At 41.9% G+C, this 16657-nt stretch carries 17 protein-coding genes; 2 read left to right on the top strand and 15 right to left on the bottom strand.

Translation table 11 applies throughout. The features are described from left to right. Window positions 1–46: 46 nt before the first annotated feature. Window positions 47–1804, bottom strand: a complete 1758-nt coding sequence (locus IGI41_RS05860) for a glycoside hydrolase family 35 protein (RefSeq protein ID WP_430612156.1) — start codon at window positions 1802–1804, stop codon at window positions 47–49. Continuing rightward, on the bottom strand, window positions 1801–3810 hold the full coding sequence (locus IGI41_RS05855; protein ID WP_430612154.1) for a beta-galactosidase: 2010 nt from the start codon (window positions 3808–3810) through the stop codon (window positions 1801–1803). Before IGI41_RS05855 ends, IGI41_RS05860 begins: the two co-directional genes overlap by 4 nt. 112 nt (window positions 3811–3922) lie before the next feature. On the opposite strand from IGI41_RS05855, the gene IGI41_RS05850 reads away from it, so the two are divergent. Then, a complete protein-coding gene (locus IGI41_RS05850; RefSeq protein ID WP_430612152.1) occupies window positions 3923–4732 on the top strand; it encodes an AraC family transcriptional regulator in 810 nt (269 codons plus the stop codon). Here IGI41_RS05850 and recO read toward each other — a convergent pair. From recO to IGI41_RS05805, 9 genes are all read right to left on the bottom strand, one after another. After that, window positions 4726–5499 carry a DNA repair protein RecO gene (recO, locus tag IGI41_RS05845; protein WP_430612150.1) on the bottom strand — a complete coding sequence of 258 codons (774 nt, stop codon included), beginning with the start codon at window positions 5497–5499 and terminating at the stop codon, window positions 4726–4728. The genes IGI41_RS05850 and recO overlap by 7 nt on opposite strands. Window positions 5500–5581: 82 nt before the next feature. Beyond that, window positions 5582–6481, bottom strand: coding sequence for a GTPase Era (era, locus tag IGI41_RS05840; protein ID WP_430612148.1), 900 nt, complete (start codon window positions 6479–6481; stop codon window positions 5582–5584). A gap of 13 nt (window positions 6482–6494) precedes the next feature. Further along, the gene (locus IGI41_RS05835; protein ID WP_430612146.1) at window positions 6495–6905 is read right to left on the bottom strand and encodes a diacylglycerol kinase family protein; all 411 of its coding nucleotides are present in this window, start codon (window positions 6903–6905) and stop codon (window positions 6495–6497) included. Further along, on the bottom strand, window positions 6889–7362 hold the full coding sequence (gene ybeY, locus IGI41_RS05830; protein WP_430612144.1) for an rRNA maturation RNase YbeY: 474 nt from the start codon (window positions 7360–7362) through the stop codon (window positions 6889–6891). The genes IGI41_RS05835 and ybeY overlap by 17 nt, the downstream gene beginning before the upstream one ends. After that, on the bottom strand, window positions 7362–9563 hold the full coding sequence (locus tag IGI41_RS05825; protein WP_430612142.1) for an HD family phosphohydrolase: 2202 nt from the start codon (window positions 9561–9563) through the stop codon (window positions 7362–7364). Before IGI41_RS05825 ends, ybeY begins: the two co-directional genes overlap by 1 nt. A gap of 24 nt (window positions 9564–9587) precedes the next feature. Continuing rightward, complete coding sequence (locus IGI41_RS05820; protein WP_430612140.1) at window positions 9588–10562, bottom strand: PhoH family protein; 975 nt, start codon at window positions 10560–10562, stop codon at window positions 9588–9590. A gap of 180 nt (window positions 10563–10742) precedes the next feature. Next, window positions 10743–11192 (bottom strand): GatB/YqeY domain-containing protein, encoded by a 450-nt coding sequence (locus tag IGI41_RS05815; RefSeq protein ID WP_430612138.1) that lies wholly within the window; start codon window positions 11190–11192, stop codon window positions 10743–10745. 33 nt (window positions 11193–11225) lie between these two features. Next, entirely contained in the window at window positions 11226–11402 is a 177-nt protein-coding gene (gene rpsU, locus IGI41_RS05810; protein ID WP_002356740.1) for a 30S ribosomal protein S21, read from the bottom strand. A 160-nt stretch (window positions 11403–11562) separates the two neighbouring features. Beyond that, on the bottom strand, window positions 11563–11994 hold the full coding sequence (locus tag IGI41_RS05805; protein ID WP_430612136.1) for a Fur family transcriptional regulator: 432 nt from the start codon (window positions 11992–11994) through the stop codon (window positions 11563–11565). A gap of 163 nt (window positions 11995–12157) precedes the next feature. On the opposite strand from IGI41_RS05805, the gene IGI41_RS05800 reads away from it, so the two are divergent. Continuing rightward, window positions 12158–12979 (top strand): pyruvate, water dikinase regulatory protein, encoded by an 822-nt coding sequence (locus tag IGI41_RS05800; protein ID WP_430612736.1) that lies wholly within the window; start codon window positions 12158–12160, stop codon window positions 12977–12979. Between the two features lie 86 nt (window positions 12980–13065). On the opposite strand, the gene thrB is transcribed toward IGI41_RS05800, so the two are convergent. From thrB to IGI41_RS05780, 4 genes are all read right to left on the bottom strand, one after another. Next, window positions 13066–13935 (bottom strand): homoserine kinase, encoded by an 870-nt coding sequence (thrB, locus tag IGI41_RS05795; protein WP_430612134.1) that lies wholly within the window; start codon window positions 13933–13935, stop codon window positions 13066–13068. After that, entirely contained in the window at window positions 13932–14990 is a 1059-nt protein-coding gene (gene thrC, locus IGI41_RS05790) for a threonine synthase (protein WP_430612132.1), read from the bottom strand. The genes thrB and thrC overlap by 4 nt, the downstream gene beginning before the upstream one ends. After that, entirely contained in the window at window positions 14990–16234 is a 1245-nt protein-coding gene (locus tag IGI41_RS05785) for a homoserine dehydrogenase (RefSeq protein WP_430612130.1), read from the bottom strand. Before IGI41_RS05785 ends, thrC begins: the two co-directional genes overlap by 1 nt. Before the next feature lie 116 nt (window positions 16235–16350). Beyond that, window positions 16351–16644: an ArsR/SmtB family transcription factor gene (locus IGI41_RS05780; RefSeq protein ID WP_430612128.1), complete on the bottom strand. Its 294-nt coding sequence runs from the start codon at window positions 16642–16644 to the stop codon at window positions 16351–16353. Between the last annotated feature and the right edge of the window lie 13 nt (window positions 16645–16657).

Here is a 16657-nt window from a genome sequence, read left to right as displayed (position 1 = left end):
ATGATAGTAGTTGATAGGGGTATTTGTCAATGAAAAATATCGTCTTTTATCGTTTTGGCCCCAAATCAGCTTGCGCATGAAAACTAATGTCTTCACCCACAATGCCATCACTTTCAAATACAACAATGTCATTTGTGCCCATTTGGAGAAATGGTGCAGGAATATATAACCGTCTTTGTGGTCCTTCTTGCCAAAAACGACCAATATTGTGACCATTGACAGTCACAAACCCTTTCCCCCATGAAGGTAATTCGATAAAGGTATCCGCTGGCTCATCAACCATCAACTCAAAACGGGAGAAACTAGGCTGGCCTGCTTGCCATTCGCCTGAAAAATCAATTGCAGCTAGATTGTCCATTGGCAATGGATAGATCATCCACTCGCTTTGGAAAGCACCATTCACGATCACACCATCTTTGATTCCTTTGTACTGATGATTCATATGGACTGAATAATTGACCCGTCCCATATTTTCGACCAAGATACCAAGTTCATTTTCAGCTGCTGTCAATTCGATTTGATTGCTTTTCCCAAGGTCGTGATCATAATCGATCCGTACCAATTGATCATTGATAAACGTATGGGCACGATCCATACAGTTGATCAGACGATAATCTTCGATCCTTCTTGCCGAGCCAATAGCTGAGCGGTAATAAATATAGCCCGTTGCTTGATTCACTTGCTCCATCGATAGTGGATAATTACTTACGATCGGTTGACTGATCGTATCGATCGTCGCAAATAATGAAACTCGATCTTGCAGTGCTACAGTGCCATACCCTTTTTTCTTGATCGTTGTACTTAGTGGAAAATCAGGAAGTTCTACCGATCGACCAATCACCTCCCGAAATGCTTCGTATTTTTCAGTGGGTTCACCCCATTCAGTCAATAAGGCATCATAGTCATAGCTGGTCACATCTGGTGCCAATTGTTGGTAATAATTGGCACCGTTCATAAATCCAAAATTGGTACCGCCGTGAAACATATAGATATTGACTGATCCTTTTGCCAAACAGTCGGTCAATTCTTTGACCGCATCTGCTGTTGAAGTCGTATGGTGATGCGCATCTCCCCAGGCATCAAACCAACCGATCCAAAACTCCATCACCATCAATGGCTTCTTCTCACCATGGAATGTTTTTAATCGTTCAAAATGTTCGTTGATCTTTGATCCGCAATTGATCGTTGCCAAAGCGATATCTTGAATACTGCCATTTTCTAACATATCATGCCATGGTCCATCTGATGTGACAAAAGGTGTTTGCGCACCTGCAGCACGCATCGCAGTGGCCATTTTTCTTAAATAACTCTTATCATTGGCGTAGCCACCATACTCATTCTCGACTTGCATCATTAAGATTGGCCCGCCCTGCGTATACTGCAGATCATTCACTTGTGGGAATAAATGGTGGAAATATCGTTCGATTTTTTCCATAAATAGTGGATAGTCAAAGCGTAATTTCATATTCGGATCTTGAAGGAGCCAATAAGGCAGTCCGCCAAACTCCCATTCCGCACAAATATATGGTGCTGGACGCAAGATCACATATAAGCCGACTTCTTGGGCCGTTTGAATAAAACGGCGTAAATCCAAACCGCCTTCAAAACAATATTCCCCTTCTTGCGGCTCATGCATATTCCATGGCACGTAAGTTTCTACTGTATTGCAGCCCATCAATCGCAATTTTTCTAAACGATCTCGCCAATAATCAGGTACCACACGAAAATAATGGATCGATCCAGAAATGAACTTGAAAGGCGCTTCATCCAGATAAAAGTCATCGCTTATTGAAAAAGTTGTCATGTGTGTCGCTCCTCTTTGATGATATACGTGGTATATTGCGGTACTTGTTCTTCTTTAAGGGTAGCGCCCGATAATATATCGATCTTACCAACAAAATAAGCGGGTAAAGGTTGCGTTTCAGGATCAAAATTGATCACAAAATAGTAATCGTGGCTTTCACTTTGACGGCGTGTCACTTCTAATGCGGTTTTCTCCGCGATAATTGGTTGGATTTCAGCGGCTTCCTTCACCTCTGTCATCAAATGATCAAAAGAAGCGGCATCTAATTGTGTACCAAAATAGAAGACCGTCCCCGCACCATACAGATGCTTTGTTACCGCAGGCATGCCGGCATAAAAATTACTTGTATACACAGCCAAGGCCTCTGCTCCTTCAAGATGAATCAAATCACTGACCAAGGAACTGCTTCCTGAAATATGTTCCTTTATTTTCACTTGATTGGATTGCTCCGGTGCCAGTGCATCGATTTCTTCCACCCAGATACCAGCTAGTTTTCGTAAAGGTCCAGGATAACCGCCTAAGTGGACATTATCGGATTGATCAACGATTCCACTCATATAAGTCGTGACCAATGTACCGCCATTTTCGACAAATGCTGTCAATTTTTCTTTGACGCCTTCTTTGACCATGTACAAAACAGGTGCAACCACCAAATCATAATCTGTCAAATCATCTGTCACTGATAACATATCGACTGGGATGTTATGCTCGTAAAAATAGCGATAGTATTGATGGACTTGATCGACATAGGTCAAATCGATCGTTGGACCACTCGTATATTCTAAGGCCCAATAATTATCCCAATCAAAGATAATGGCCGTTCGTCCATTATGTTCAGTACCCATTATTTCCGACAATTGGGTCAATTCTTTTCCTAAATCAGCCGTTTCTCGAAAGACCCGGGTCTTTTCATGCCCGACATGTTCAATCACAGCACCATGGAATTTTTCACAAGCACCGATAGAACGTCGTAATTGGAAAAACTGTATCGTATCTGCACCGTGAGCAATCGTTTGATAACTTTGCGCCCGCATCTGGCCAGGTTTCTTCAATGAATTATACGGTTGCCAATTTTGTTGCGACGGGGTTTGCTCCATCAGCATAAACGGCTGCTGCTTCAACCCACGCATCAAATCATGGGTCATTGACACCAAGCTCCATGGTGTATTATAAGCTGGATAATTATCCCAAGAGACGATATCCATCTCTTTGGCCCATTTGAAGTAATCCAACCCTTTAAAAGTTCCCATTAAATTGGTTGTCACAGGTGTGTCGGGATCAAATTGCCGAATCGCATCTCTTTCCATTTTAAAGTTTTCTAATAAACTATCTGAGCTGAACCGTCGATAATCAATGGAAATCCCCGCAAAAGCTGTTTTGTCGTTGCCGATCCCTTCAGATAATGCATTCGGCAACACGATTTCATCCCACTCGTAAACTGTATGGCCCCAAAAAGACATATTCCATGCTTTATTTAGCGCGTCGATCGTTTGATATTTATCTTTTAGCCAGACCCGAAACGCTTTTTCACAGTTTTCACAATAACAATCCCCTTGGTATTCATTGTTGATATGCCAGCATGTCACATAAGGATTGTGGCCATATCGTTCAGCTAGTTTCCCGGCAATGGCCGCAGCATATTTTTGATAGACCAAACTGTTGGGACAAGCATTATGCCTTTGACCAAATTTGTGCTGGCGTCCTTGATAATCCGTCCGTCCTACTTCTGGATATTTTTTGAACATCCAGGCCGGCAACGCGCCGGTTGCAGTTGCCAAAACAATGTCCATTTTTTCTTGACTAAGCATCTCGATGATTTGATCTAGTTCATCAAAATCATATTGGTTTTCTGAGGGCTGGATCTGTGCCCAAGAGAAAACATTGATCGTTGCACTGTTGATACTGGCTTGCTTGAACATCCGCATGTCTTCTTGCCAAATATCCTGCGGCCACTGATTGGGATTATAGTCTCCCCCAAATAAAATTCGATTGAATACGGGCTTCATTTTTTTGTTCCTCCTTCATAATGATTTCTTATCCCATTGTAAGGCTTTACATTTTTGTGTACTATAATACTTGTAACAGCATTTTATCACTTTTCGAAACAAGGAGGCGCTTATGCCGATATACTTTTATCCCTCTGGGAACCATTTGCCAATCAGTATCGAAAGTATTGGCAACCATTGGAATCAAGATTCCGTCCAGAGACCACAAGGTTATCCCTATTACCATTGGCTGCAAAGTAATCACGGCCAAGGAAAAATTCAGATCCAAGATCAGTCTTTTATTTTGTCAGAAGGAGCAGGAATCTTGATTTCCCCTTTTACACCTCACAGTTATACACCAATGTATCAGAAATGGGAGACCTCTTTCGTGACCTTTTATGGTTCTTTGGCTAGTGATTTGCTGCAGTCTTACGGCCAAAATGGTTATTTGCTGATTGAGAATAAACAGCATCTATTTCACAATGATTGGATCGATACCTTGATTTCGGCCGATCAACAAAATGGGATAGATCCTTTGCGCTCTTCTAGTATCTGTTACCTTTTCTTATTGACACTTTTACAAGAAAAACAGGGGATCCTGACAGAGCAGCATCCCCTTTACCAACAAATATTGGCACCAGTTATAAAAGAAATCGAAACAAACTACGATCAAAATCTCACAGTGAAACAGTTGGCGGGGCTGGTCTATGTGTCGCCGCAATATCTCTCTCGTTTATTCAATCGGTTTCTAGGACAATCCACATCACAATACTTACTGAATTACCGCATCGATCGTGCCAAAGAATATCTTGTTTCTCAAAAACAAGTACCGATCCAACAAGTGGCGTTTGCTGCCGGCTTTCAAGATGCTAGTCACTTTACAGCGTTGTTCAAAAAAAGAGTCGGCATCACACCAATGAAGTTTCGCCAACTCTATCACTGATCTTTTGGCTTTAACACATCTTGCCATGCGCCCATCTGATCGATAAATTTTTTGCTTTTTAAATGAATACCGACGTATTCGTCATATAAAGCATCCAAAAATGTGCGAATTGCTTGCTTGGTTGACGCTTTTAATTGGATGGAGGCAATTTGCTCATACGAAATCTGGGCAAATAATCGCGCAAAATGGATCGCTTTCGGATCTGCATGGTAACGGTGGTCATCCATTGGCCAATGTTGTTGGCAAAGAATACCATTATATTTTGAAGAATAATCGAACCGACCATCAGTTTTGCCGCAGACAGCACAATGGTGCCAATTAGGGGATACACCGAAGCGCTGAAGCAACTGGATCTCAAAAATATTGGTAATGATCTCTGGGTCATTACCTTGATCCAACAACATCAATGCCTCATGCAGAAACTGATACAAATGCGGATCATAGACCCGATCTTCGATCGCGACATCGGTTAAACTCAACAAATAAGACGCGTAACCGGCGATAAAAATATCTTCTTGAATCGTTCGGAAAGGATGAATATCCTTGGCATTGTTCAAAAAAGAAAGCCCTTCATCACGAATCGTACCAATATACACTGCTTCCGTGTAGGAAATCAAGGCCGGCGCGAGAGGATTATTTTTACGATGAGCCCCCTTGACATAAAACATTTGTTTCCCCGCAGATTCGGTGAAAATTTTGACCAATTTGTCTTTTTCCTTATGGTCACGAGAAAACAAGAGGATCCCTTTGGTTTCAGCTAAGTTCATTTCAATCCCTCCTAAAAAAACTGACACAGCCGATCACTGCGTCAGTTTCATCGATCACAAATCAAACGCTGCTTGTGACAATTCAATATTCATCTTGACGATACCCATAATCAGTCAAGAAGGTTTGTTTATCACGCCAGTCTTTTTGGACTTTGACCCATAGTTCTAAATAGACTTTGTCATCAAGTAAATGCTCAATGTCTAAGCGGGCTTTCGTGCCGATTTGTTTCAGCATTTTGCCGCCTTTACCAATGATGATCCCTTTTTGGCTATCTCGTTCTACCACGATCGTAGCCTGGATATGCACCTTGTCATTGTGGTCGCGTTTCATAGAATCAACGACTACTGCTACAGAATGAGGGACTTCATCTCTTGTCAATAACAATACTTTTTCTCGAACCAATTCGGAAACGATAAAATATTCCGGATGATCTGTGATTTGATCATCTGGGAAGTATTGTGGTCCTTCTGGCATGATATCCGTCAGCAATGTCATCAGTTTCTCAAAATTATTGCCCTCTGTCGCAGAAATCGGCACAACTTCGGCAAAATCCATTTGTGCTGTATAGTCTTCAATGATCGCCAACAATTGATCAGGATGCACTTTATCGATTTTATTGATGACAAGAAATACCGGTGTGTTGTTTTGACGCAATCGCTCAATAATAAAATCGTCGCCTTTGCCGCGTTTTTGATCCGCACTGATCATAAATAATGTGACATCGACTTCCCTTAGGGCACTATACGCCGTTTCGACCATAAAATCACCAAGACGATGTTTGGGTTTATGTATACCCGGTGTATCAATAAAAATCAATTGGGCATCCTCTGTTGTGTAGACGCCTTGGATTTTGTTTCTAGTTGTTTGTGCTTTGTCACTCATGATCGCGATTTTTTGTCCTACAACGCGATTCAATAAAGTTGATTTGCCGACATTCGGACGGCCAACGATTGCAATAAAGCCTGATTTATGAGTTGTCATTTATGTTCCCCTTTTATGTGTTTTGTAGCCAACTTGTGACCAATGTAAAGATTTTTGGTATGAAGAGGATCGCTGCCACCACCAATGAGAAGATCGCGGTCATGAGTACAGCGCCCGCTGCCATATCCTTGATTTTTTTGCCAATTGGATGAAAGTGACAATCAGTGACCATATCAACAACATTTTCGAAGACTGTATTGATGATCTCCACGATCCAAACCAAAAAGACTGCCAATAAAAGCCAGAGCCACTCCATCTGATTTAAACGAAAAATAAACCCAGCGACAATCGCAATCACACCTAACAGGACATGCTTGCGCATATTGCGTTCTTCTTGGAAAACTGTTTTTACTCCTGTTGCGGCAAATTCAAATGAAGCGATGAATTGTTTATTCTTCTCGATATTCTTATCTTTTGAGTCCATAGGCATCCAATATTTCCTTTTGCAGACCGAACATTTCCTTTTCATCTTCTGGTGTCATATGGTCATAGCCATTGATATGCAAGAACCCATGTAAAGCCAAAAAACCCAACTCACGATCATAACTATGCCCATATTCTTCTGCTTGTTCTTGTGCCCGTTCGATCGAGATCATGATATCGCCTAAATCCCGAGGCATAGCGGCCATTTCTTCATCAAAAATAATCGGCATTTCGTCCGCTTCTTCTTCAAAAGCAAAACTGATCACATCTGTCGGCATATCTTTGTCACGATATTCGCGATTGATCACTTGAATGGCTGCATTGTCCATAAAAGTAACCGACATCTCTGTATCTTCAGGCAACTTCAGATAGCCTGCTGCAAATTGCAACAATGCATCGATTTCATGTGTTTTATTCTCTCCCACAGAGTTGGTTTCATCTAAAAAGGTAATCTCCATTAGCGCTCTCTTCTTTCTTGTTCTTCTTTCATCTTTTCAGCTTCAGACTTCATTTTAGGATATTTGATTCGAGAATGGAACGTACTGCATAAACCATTGACCAATGATTTTTCGATCATCCGGATTTCGTGCAGTGTCAATCCAGTTTCGTCTAACTGACCATCTAGAATACGGTCATTGATCAAATTGGCAACAAATTCTTGGATTTTCTGATTTGTTGGATTGTCCATCGCACGAACAGCTGCTTCACAACTATCGGCAATACTGACTACTCCTGCTTCTCTTGTTTGCGGTTTTGGTCCTGGATAGCGAAAATCTTCTTCTGTCACATCAGGGTTACGTTCCTTGGCTTTGACGTAGAAATAACGCATCAACGTCGTGCCATGATGCTGCCGGCAAATATCCACCACCATCCGTGGCATATTGGCTTCTTCTAAAATGACCGCACCATCGATCACATGACCGAAAATAATTTGTTTACTGTCTTCTGGTAATAAAAAATTATGTGGATTTTCAGCACCTGCAGGCAAGTTTTCAACAAAAAAATTCGCATGTTTGACTTTACCAATATCATGATAATAGCAAGCCACTCGGGTCAAAAGACTTTGACCGCCAATTTCAGCTACAGCATTGGCACTTAGATTGGCGACCATCATACTATGGTGATAAGTACCAGGTGCTTCCTCGAGCAGTTGCTTCAGTAAAGGATGATTTGGATTACTTAGTTCGTTCAAAACGATCATGCTTTCATCGGAGACAAGCAACTCGATATACGGATGCAAGCCCATGGTCAGCAAGTAACTTAATAAAGAACCAGCTAGCGCACAGACGATCGTTGTCCAAGTATTGCCTCGGCCAAAATCCATTCCTTGGAAAATCACCAGCATCGTACTCAATAAGAGGGGAAACAATATCACCCAAACGATTGCCGATTTTCCTTGGCTAGCGATCCGAGCCCGTTTGACCATCGTGCCCATTAATCCACTAAAGAGATAGGTCACCAAAACAGTGGTCAGTAAGTTGGTGCCGCTGGAATCAAAGTAAATGAATAAAGCTGCAATGACTTGAAAGGCAGCTGACAGAATGCCCAAACGTCGGCTAGAAAAAATACTTAAGATCAATGGTGTGAATGCAGCAGGGAAAAACAACGGAATAAAGGTCACCAATTCTGATTGAAATAGTTGGAAAAATTTCATCAGCAACATACTAAAGACCATAGAGATCACATAGAATGTGACGGCATTCAATCGCTTGTCATTGTCGGCAGTCTGACGTGTATAATAAAAGACCATCAACATTTGCAAAACCATTGCTAACAGCAAGGCAATCAGTGGAAAGACCGAAAAAGTTTGGTTGGTCATCCCTAACAATTGCAGTTTTTCTAATGAATTGGCATCAATCTGCGACCCTTCTCGGACAATGATCTCCCCTTGATAGATCATCACAGGCTGTACAGCATCCATGGCTGTTTGTCGCGCTTCTTCCGTCCGCTTTTCGTTCGGGAAGTCATTGACAACGATTCCTTGGTTGACAATAAAACGCAAGACACTTCCCATATCTGAAGTCACATCTAGAAATTGAACTTTGTCCACTGCTTCAGAGCGAAAAGAACTTAACTCGGATTGGCGGATTTGTTTAGCCATTTGTTCATCGACCAATTGTAAAGCGTACGTCCGGACTGTATTGAGTTCATCATCATTCAAAGAAAACAACGTCGTCAAAAAATTATTCGTCAATGCTTGATAAAAATCCAGTTCATCGCCACTTAATTTCTCAAATTCTTTTTTTAGGGCAGCAATATACTCATCCGTATCTGGCTTTGGCACATTTTCATTATCATCAGCCGCAGCAACTTTTTTGTCATAATCAGCTTTGATCTGACTATTCACATTTGCCACTAGCTCAAAAAGATAATCGACTCGATCGTGCTGTATTTGTGCTAACCCATCTTGATAGGTGTACTCAGGCGAAACTGCTTCCGCTGCTAATGTACGCTTTTGCTCGGTAGCAGTTGTGTTTTCGATGGTTTTATTGGCACGAATATTTTCTTCTGCAACTTGCCCTTCACTATAGTCAACATTATTTTGCTGAACACTGCTGTACATAATGCCCACAGAAAAAACAAAAAAGAATAAAAGCAGCACAGGCAGATAAAATTTACCAAGCCGTTCTCTAAATTTCTTTAATGGTTGAATGATCATGTTATCCCTCCCAACAGACAATTTTTATCGTTTGTCTTTAAGATCTGCTTCATCATATGCTTTGATGATATCTGCAACAACAGGATGCCGAACGACATCTCCGGCATCAAAGTGCGCGAAAGCAATCTTTGGTATGCCTTTTAATGTTTTCTCAGCATGGATCAATCCACTCAACGTTCCTTTGGGTAAATCGATTTGGCTGGTATCGCCATTGACGATCATTTTTGAGTTGAATCCTAGCCGAGTCAAAAACATTTTCATCTGCGCAATCGTGGTGTTTTGCGCTTCATCAAGAATGACAAAAGCATCCTCTAACGTCCGTCCCCGCATATAAGCCAATGGTGCGATCTCAATGACGCCTCTTTCCATTAAACGGTTGGTATGATCCATCCCAAATACTTGATATAAAGCATCATAAACTGGCCGTAAATAAGGATCAACTTTTTCTTTTAAGTCTCCAGGAAGAAAGCCCAGATTTTCACCGGCTTCTACTGCCGGACGGGTCAAGATGATTTTTTGTACTTGGCCTTTCTTCAAAGCAGCGATTGCCATAACTACCGCCAAGAAGGTTTTCCCAGTTCCCGCAGGTCCGATGCCAAAGACAACATCATGGCTATTGACAGCATCGATATATTTTTTTTGACCCGCATTTTTGACACGAATCGGTTTTCCAGTACGGTCTTTCACTAATTCTTCTTCATACATATCTTTAAAATAATCTAGGCTGCCTTTGTTGACCATATTCAAAGCCGTGATCACATCTGGCGTGCTGATGTTGATCCCGCGCTTGATCAGTTCTTGCAACGCATGGATCACTGATTGTGCTTTATGTGCGGCGTTTTCTTCACCTATGATTTGGATCAGTTCGCCCCTTGTATGAATCAACGTACCGGTGGCATCTTCAATCACCTTGATATGTTTATCATGGGCACCGAGCAATAAACGAACATCATCGTTCTCGTTTAATTTGATATCAATTGTTATTGTTTTATCAGTCAAATAGTGTACAGCTCCTTTTTAGACATTCTCACTTATCATACCATATCTTCGATAAAAGAAAAATTACTTCTACTGTATGGAGGCGTTTCCTTATCGCTTTATTCTTTTTTTAAGAATTGCGCAATGATGCCTGAGGCACCAAAAAAGCCGCAAGTATGAAAACATACTTACGGCGTGATCTCACATTTGATCTAATAATTCTTTAACGATCGCATTGACTTGATTGCCATCTGCTTTGCCTTTGACTTGAGGCATAACGGCACCCATGACTTTACCAAATTCTTTGGCAGAAGTCGCGCCAGTTTTTTCGATCGCGCCGGCAACGATTTGACGAATTTCAGCTTCATCTAATTGTGCAGGCAAATATTTTTCAACAATTGTAATTTCAACTTTGACTTTTTCAGCAAGATCTTCACGGTCTGCTTTTTCGAACTCTTTCAAAGAATCACGACGCTGTTTCATTTCCCGCGCCAACACTGTCAATTCTTCTTCATCATTCAATTCTGCACCTTTTTTGATCTGCTCATTTTGAATCGATGCCTTCAACATGCGAATCACCTGCAACGTGTCTTTGTCTTTGGCTTTCATCGCTGTCTTCATGTCATCATTCAGTGTACTTAGTAGTGTCACACTACCAGCTCCAATTCTCAAAACAGTAGAAAATTAGAATTTTTTGCGTTTTCTAGCTGCTTCAGATTTTTTCTTACGCTTTACGCTAGGTTTTTCGTAAAATTCACGTTTACGAGATTCCTGTAAAGTACCCGCTTTTGACACGGAACGTTTGAAGCGACGAAGAGCATCGTCAAGTGATTCGTTTTTGCGAACGACTGTTTTTGACATGTAAATTCCCTCCCTCCGAGCTTAAAAAGTAACCGTAGTTGTTATTGAAATTAAATCCCAAAAAACACGACTGTCCTTTAAAAATTATAGCTAACCCCTGAAAAAGTGTCAAGGCATTCTCACAAAAAAAACGCACTTGATACAAATAATGTTCAGGTTTTCATTGGCAATCTTCACAACGACCTAGAATTTCAAAGCGATGGCTTTCAATTGTACATCCAGGTATTTGTTGTTGAAAAAAATCCATTGGGCAAATATTGAGTTCTTTGGTTTTGCCGCAGACTGTACAAATAAAGTGATGATGGTGATGATCCTCTAATTCTGCACAACAATTATAGCGAAACTTCATCTCACCATTCAGTTCTGTTTCTTCTAAAATACCGATTTCGGAAAAGTCATGCAGGTTTCGATAAATCGTATCATAACTCAGACCAGGATATTCTTCCGACATAAAGTCGTGGATTTCTTTTGCTGGCAAATAGCGGTTACGCTTCGCAAGATACGTGATGATCGCCTCACGCTTTTTCGTGTACTTAAAGCCATTTTCTTTCAATGTTGTCATGGCATGTTCAATCAATGGTTTATTTTTCATAGCAACCTCCTGTTAAATCAAAATCATTCCGATTTTTATTGGTCTTACGTATGGTATAATGAAATCATAAAAAAAGCAAGAAAGGAATGTCACTATGACCGCAAATGACCAAACAGTACAACCAGTATCTGAAAAAGCGACCGAAGATGCAACAGTCGTAACGATGTTTGTATTATCCGACTCCGCTGGAGAGACTGCTTCAAAGTTAGCCCAAGCAACCATGGCACAATATCCGAATGTCGAATTTAATCTATTTCGACGCACCTTTATCCATACCAAAGAGCTTTTGATCAAAGCTTTGTCTGACGCAAAAAAACACGACGCGATCATCTTACACACCCTGATCAATAATGATTTAGTTGAACTAACCAATCATTTTTGTGAAGAAGCTGATCTTTATCATTTTGATGTATTGACACCCCCTGTATCGGAAGTGGAACGACGCACAGGTATTGCTCCTTCTAGGGAACCAGGTGCTTTACATCACTTAAATGAAAATTATTTCAAACGAATCAAAGCGATGGAGTTCGCTGTCAAATACGATGATGGCAAAGACCCCCGCGGTTTTCTGGAAGCTGATGTTGTTTTGCTAGGTGTCTCCCGGACATCGAAAACACCATTGAGTTTATTTTTGGCAAATAAGAATTTGAAGGTCGCAAATCTGCCGTTGGTACCACAAGCCCATATCCCCAAACAATTGTGGGAGATCGATTCTCAGAAAATCGTAGGCTTGACCAATGATCCAAACGTCTTAAACAGCATTCGAAAAGAGCGCATGCGGTCGTATGGATTAAATCCTGATTCTGCTTACTCAGATATCGAAAAAATCAAAGCTGAGTTAGAATTCGCGAACGCCTTATACGAAAAGCTCGGATGCGTGGTCATCAATGTCGCCTCCCTTTCGATCGAAGAAACAGCATCAATGATTCTAAATGCACTGAATTTAGAAGATCACAGCTATTATAGCTCTGAAACAAAAGATTGATAAACAAAAACAACGAAAAAACGATTGATCTCTTCAAAGAAGTACTGGACTTCCTTGCAGAGATCGATCGTTTTTTTTGAATCAACTTAGAATACTTGTACGCCTTCACGTTCAATCTGCAGGCGCTCAATCGACGCCTCAGATTCAAGTGCGCGCAATAAACGTATAATCCGTTCAGAGCGGTCCTCTGGAACGATAGCCAACACGGTTGGGCCAGCACCGCTTAAGAAACAGCCATAACCGCCTTCTTCTTCACAAATTTGACGAATCGTTGACAAATGGGGCACCATTTTTTCCCGATACGTTTCATGGAAACGGTCTTGCTGCATCAATTGTCCAGCCAACGGCAGATTGCCTTTGACCAAAGCCGCGATCATCACATTGGCAATGGCGCTGGCTTCAACTGCTTGCTGAAAAGTGAGTTCTTTCGGCAATACATGTCGGCTTGTTTCTGTGAATAATTCATGGTCTGGAATATAAGCAATAATGTCACACTCAGGAAAATGATGCTTGACTAAATACGTATGCTTGCTTTGGTGGTCATAGGCGGTCACTGCAAAATCACCATAGATCGCTGGCCCAACATTATCTGGATGCCCTTCAACAGCAGTAGCGATCTCCAGCTTTTGTGCAGCACTTAGATTCATATTGCCCAGGCGATTGGCTAGTTCAACGCCTGCCACGATCACAGAAGAACTACTGCCTAATCCTCTTGCTAATGGAATATCAGACGTCATTCTGATTTGATGTGGTTTCATCGACGGCGCCAATTTCAACGCCACTCTTAACAATAAATTGGTCTTGTCTGTCGGTATTTCCGATCCTAGTTCATGAATGATTTCCCAATCTGAACTTTCTTTTAACACTTCAATCACCAAATACTTGGAGAGAGCTATCCCGCAGGAATCAAAACCAGGCCCTAAATTGGCGCTAGTCGCAGGAACGCGGATCTTCATAATTGGGCAACTCCTTCACGTAAATGTTGGCGCATCTCTTCTAAATCACTCATTTTATTGATCGTTACTTCTGTAGCTGAAATGGCTGTATCTGGATCTTTCAAGCCATTACCGGTGAAGACAGCCACAACTGTTTCACCCGCTTTGATTTTTCCAGCACGGACATGTTGGATGACGCCGGCCAATGAAGCAGCTGATCCAGGTTCAATAAAGACACCGTCTTGCGCAGCGACTTTACGGTAAGCATGCAATATTTCTTCATCCGTTACTGCATCGATATGCCCTTTTGACTCATCCCGGGCAGCTTCAGCCAAATGCCAGCTCGCTGGATTGCCGATTCGAATCGCGGTGGCGATGGTTTCTGGTTGCTCAATCACCTCGCCACGCACAATAGCAGCAGCCCCTTCTGCTTCAAAACCATGCATTCGTGGTAATGACGTACCATTTTTTTCATGCCATTCTTTGAAACCTTTCCAATACGCGGAGATATTACCGGCATTGCCCACAGGGATCGCCAACACATCAGGTGCTTGCCCTAATTGCTCGCAGACCTCAAAAGCTGCTGTTTTTTGACCTTCTAAACGATAGGGATTGACCGAATTGACTAAAGCAACAGCTTCTGTTTCGGCAATATCGCGAACAGCCTTCAAAGCTTCATCGAAGTTGCCAGGAATCGAAATGATATCCGCGCCATAGACGATGGCTTGTGCCAATTTACCCATGGCAATTTTACCATCAGGAATCACGACGTAAGCTTTGATTCCTGCTCTTGTGGCATAGGCCGCTGCCGCTGCACTTGTATTTCCAGTCGAAGCACAGACGATGGCTTTGGCCCCTTCCTCAACAGCTTTAGCTACTGCCATGACCATTCCTCGGTCTTTAAAAGAGCCAGTTGGGTTCAACCCTTCATATTTTCCGTACAATGTGATACCAAGCTCTTTAGATAGACTTGGTAAGGGGATCAAAGGCGTATTGCCTTCCGCCAAAGAAAGTTGCGGCGTCTGATCTGTTACAGGTAAATAGTCTTTATACTGATGTAATAGTCCTTGATACATTAGAATTCCTCCATTACTTTCATCATTTGAATGCCGGTGATACCACTGAGACGGTCATCTACTAACTGCTGATTGATAGGCTTGGTGATATAGGCGTTTAAACCATTGATCTTTCGTTGGGGTACAACAGCTTGATCAATGATATCATCGATTGCCATGGGCAGGTCTTGGTTTGATGGCCATGACAGATAATAGCGATCGACTATTTCCGTTGGTGAGGCTAAATTGGTCGATGCTTCAAATTGAAGGAAGGGTGCCACGATTCCCTCCGCTTCATGCTTTGCTAATTCTGTTAGATCGGCGACAACACTCGTTGCCGTTGGTCTTGATCCAGCACCAGGACCATAAACCATTGACTGGCCGATACCTGTACTCTTGATAAAAATACCATTGAACTCGGATTTGATTGAGGCCAATGCATGACTTTGCGGCACCAATACAGGTCCTACTGAAACTGAGACTGAGCCCGTGTCGTTTTTTTGCGCAGCACCAATCAATTTGACATCATAGCCAAAAGCGGCTGCTTGCTGGATATCATCGATCGATAGACCGCGAATACCTTTGATGTCGATATCTTCCAGCGCAATCGTCATACCGAAAGCAAACTTGGTCAAGATCACCATCTTGTAAGCAGCGTCGATGCCATCGACATCGTTGGTAGGATCTGATTCAGCAAATCCTTTTTCTTGGGCTTCCAATAAGGCTGTCTCATAAGAGACTCCCTCAGCCACCATTTTGGTCAGCATATAATTGGTCGTCCCATTGATGATCCCGAAAATATCGGTGATCGTATCTGGCAAATAATGGGTACTTAGTGTCCTTAAGATAGGAATGCCGCCACCGACACTGGCTTCAAAATACAAGGACACCCCTGCTTCTTTTGCTGCAGCCAACAACTCTGGGCCGTGGGTGGCAATCAAGTCTTTATTGGCAGTCACCACATGTTTCTTATGTGCCAATGCTGCCAAGATAAATTCTTTCGCTGGACTGATTTTGCCAATCAATTCAACGATCACATCGATTGCAGGATCTGCAAAAATCTCTTCGACAGTGGTCGTCAATGAAAACCCATATTTATCAGCAATCGCTGATTTATCCTCATATGGCGAAGCCAATGCTTTGGTGATCGCGATTTCTACACCGGTGCGGGCTTTGATCGCAGCTTTTTGTTCCGCAAGAACTTGGCAAACACCACTTCCTACGACGCCCATTCCTAATAATCCGACATTTAATTGCTTACCCATAATGCCCCCTTACTGAAAACGTTATTAAAAACCGTTCATCTGATTTTAATTTTTCTACTAGCATACCAAAAAGAACTGGAAAAAACTAGGACTTTCGAGAAATTCTCGTCCTAGTTTTAGCGGTGATGGATATGTTCGAATGTTTTTTGTAAAATATCGACAACATGTTTGTCATCTAGGCTATATAGAATCGTTTTCCCTTGGCGTTCAGATTTGATGATACGGTTGTCTTTCAACAATTTCAATTGGTGAGAGACAGCGGATTGCTCCATATGTACTTCTGCTGCGATCGATGTAACATTTCTTTCCCCATCTTGCAATGACAATAAAATCTTTAAGCGGGTTGGGTCACTTAACATCTTGAACATTTGTGTCACTTGTTGCATTTCTTCTGGATGTGGTGTTGTCATAAGCAGCCTCACT

This window comes from Enterococcus sp. DIV0876, from assembly GCF_050529585.1.
GTDB lineage: Bacteria > Bacillota > Bacilli > Lactobacillales > Enterococcaceae > Enterococcus_D.
This window is presented reverse-complemented; position numbering and strand designations above follow the sequence as displayed.